Annotated in this window: 1 protein-coding gene; it reads right to left on the reverse strand. The window is 44.7% G+C overall.

Annotation, left to right across the window (positions count from 1 at the left end; all coding sequences use genetic code 11):
- On the reverse strand, window positions 1–3,701 hold a 3,701-nt coding region (locus DFR44_RS11115), incomplete at its 3' end, for an isopeptide-forming domain-containing fimbrial protein (protein WP_162845260.1).
- Window positions 3,702–3,749 lie beyond the last annotated feature (48 nt).

Raw genomic sequence — 3,749 nt, forward strand, 5'->3', positions numbered from 1 at the left:
ACGTTCTTCTTCGCCGCGGCGTCTGATGTCTTGTTCGTCACCACTGACCACAATGGATGGCTGACGCTACATGATGAACATGTACCCACGTCTGCAACCACTTGGTTGTTGACTTTGGTCACGGCTGAGGCATTCACCGTGGCACTGTAGGTGAAGGTGTGGTCGCCTTGAACAGTACCTGTAGGCAAAGTACATGTAATCTCCTGCCCTGTTAGAGTGCATCCATTGGGTACTGAGTTAACTGTTAACCCAGCATCTAAGGTGTCCTTAAGATTAATATTGCCTTGCGTTGGATTCCCTGTCACTTTTGTTTTAAGGGTGTATTCAATTACTTGACCAATTTCTACGGTCGTTCCAGCCGCAGGTGAAGCGGACTTAACAGTATCAACCACGGGGTTAGCTATTTCACCAAAGTCATAGTTCACACCAATCCCATTAACAGGCATAACAATACCTGTAATCGATCGACCTGCTGCTGTACCTGAAGCGCTACCATTAACAGTACCCACATGTGTCGTGAATATCTCGGTTGATAAACTCACCGCTGGTTGCTCAGTGATATTCCATGTGCCTGATAAAACACCTTGGAAATTTGTAATAGGCGTGCCAGTGGCTGTACCGTTACTAAATACCGTGGCTCCAGGAGCAAAAGAATACCCGCCTGTAGAATCCACCGTCATGCTAAACACAGTACCTTGTAAACCTGTCAAACATGCACCTGAAACACATTCGATTTTAACCACTGTTGGCGTCAGCCCCAAATCACCCGCATTATATAAATGATTCATGTCCACATCTAAATACACACGACCTCGAATAGTTCCAGGGTCAAGTCCCTGAACAGTAACAGCTGAACCTGAACGAATCACTTGCGCACTTAATGGGTCACCATTAACCAAGTCTGTACGCGCCCATACTGAGTTAACTAAAGAAGATGATGAGTTAATGGTAGGTGCTTGTAAGAAAATCGTACCCGTACCTGAGTTACCAATCAACATTGGATTTTCTGTAATGAAACGAATAGCTGTAACGCCATCAGGTAAAGTTGCACTTTGAGTATAGGCAATCCAATTAATTCCAACGCTGCCGTTTTCTTGCCCTGGAACTTTGACCGAATTTTGGATGTTTAAAGCATTATCTGTTGAGTACTGAATCGTAACTCCACCCATTGTTGCAGAACTCATTGCCGCAGACAAACTGGTCACTTTAAACTTGCCAGAACCAAGACCTGTCGTACCGTTGTCGTCACCATCAAAAGGCAATACATCGACAAAATAACCTACGCCTGAATCTCGAGAACCTCCATTACCGAAGTTAATCGTATAACCAAAAGTCTCATTCGCTCCGACTTTTCCTCCTGTCGTACCAAATGTACTTTTGCTCGCTGTAAAAGACGCGGCGCCATTCACAACCAAGTTTAAGGTTTCTGTGCGATCCTCCGTCAAAGCTGCATTAATTACGGCAGGCGTACTGTCACTGGAAGAAGATATAACAGAAGTCAAAGTTTTGATTGAGGCTGAGGCGTTACTCGTTGCCAGCACATTAAATACTATTGGGGTCAATTCTGTCATATGACCACCATATGGTGACGTCACTGTTCCACCTGGGGCAACAACATCACCAAGAGCAAAGGTAATCCTTCCAGCTGCGCCATCATCTGCAGTACAAGGAATCCCATCTGAACCATAATCACCAGGAGTAAAAGATGCGCCTGAGGGTAAACTGGCTATGACAGGCATCGCACAATTATCAGGAAAAGATGTTGTGATAGAAACATTTTTAGCAGTTAAATCAACACCCGCGACACCTGCACCAATAAGTTGTGGCGTAATCGTCATGGCAGTCGTAGAGCCAGGTGCAACGGGGCCTGATACAGATATCTTATGATGAACCTTAACCGAGCCCGTCGTAAATCTTCCGCCCCTCAAAATACTGCCAGCGGCGCCATTGTATGTAGAGTTTGCAAATTGATTGGTATTACTCGTGTCATCTGTATAGCTTGTATGCCAGAACCATGGAACAACCGTTTGATCAGCCAAAGCTAAAGAAGCTGCTGTTGATGTCCTTGAAAATGGGACGCTAAGCACCATGCCATTGCCAGGCACCAAGGTTTTACCATTAGCATATCTAAAACGAACGGCCGTAACGGATGACTGACCACCGGGCAAAGCATTCGGATTGGTTGACCATCCACTCGAGCCATCGCCCGCCATACCACAATTAGCAGCCCGTCGATCTGCATCTGAAGCATAGGTTTGAGCAGAATATTCGACCACTAGATCAGAGCCTGCAACATCTACATTAGCGGAAAATCCGTTGGTAAATGTATTAGCAAACTTGGCATAAGGAACGCCATTGAGCGTCATCAACTCATTGTTAAATACGACACAAATCCCAGCATTAGAAATGGTTGAAATGCCACTGTCTTTCATCGTAAAACCAGAGTGAGACACAAAACTTTCCGATGGCAAAATAGTTTCACTGGTTGAAGACTCTCTTCCATTTAAATTTGAATCGTCACCATAGACCAAATCTGCCAGACTTGATGTTTCGGTCAACAAGGAAAAAATAGGGAAAAGAACATTCGGGTTGGGGGTTGATCTATCCACTTGCTGACCATTACAGGCATAAGAAGTAGCGATAATCGTTGTTGTACTACATGAAAAACTCGGATCCATATCATTGGAAAAGCCCGAACCAAAATTTGATTGTCCTGATATGCTATTTGGATCAAATTTCGAAAACTGGTTGTGTGCAATAGACTTTTGCCCAGCAGGAAAATTAGGCTCATTCGGTACAAAAATTCGCAACTCTTTATAAAAAGCCACGTTTGTTGCAGGTGAGAAATTTGTATAGTAAGTGCTACTATCTCTAGTGTTATTAAAGTTAATTTGAGGCGTGATTGTCACCGTCACAGGAGTACCTGGCCCACCAGGTTGACTACAAGAAACAGTTCCAGTGCAAGACGTTGGATCCATCACAGCACCTGGCTGCATTGAGATTTCAAAAGTTGAACCAGCGGCTATCGACTCTGCACCTCTAGCATCAGTGGTTTTAGGGATTCCAACCACAAACTCTGTTCGCAACAACTGTCCCGCAACACCGCTCATCGTCGTTGGCACCAAAACAGAGTTGTTGTTATATACCTGAAAAACAGCTTTAGGCGCAGCAGAAACGGTAACTGAAGAACCAGAAACGGGTGCAGCGCCATCAACAGAAACCGTAGGCGTCACAACTGCACCATTGGCCATGGTGTTAGCAACTAATGAGACATTAAAAGACTCAACGCCGACTACAGGAATTCGGTTACAGGTCAGCGTTGTACCAGAAATACTTCCGCCACCTGGGCCATTACACACAGAAGCAGCTACTGTTGCCAAATCCCAAGAAGCGCCTGTAGGTAGTGTCAAAACGAACTTTGAGCTAGTCGTCGCACTTGATGAGTAAGAAATTCTATATGTAACTTTATCTAAAGCTCGAGCAATTCCGTTACTTGCTGAACTATCAAGCCCAGCACCATCGGTTGCATCGAATGGTGCAACGCCATCGCTTAAAACTGTTAGGGTAACATTGCTAATCGCTGCATGCGCAGTTGATGCGGCGAACAACACCACCATCATCAGTACTCGCCACATTGTAAATATTCGTCTAAATATCATCTCGGTTTTCATCAATTCTCTTCCGTTGAACCACTTACTCATTTTTTGTTTTAAATTCTGCCGTGCCATGACTTAGAACCTCCCTAGGAT

This window comes from Hydromonas duriensis, from assembly GCF_004363775.1.
Classification (GTDB): domain Bacteria; phylum Pseudomonadota; class Gammaproteobacteria; order Burkholderiales; family Burkholderiaceae; genus Hydromonas; species Hydromonas duriensis.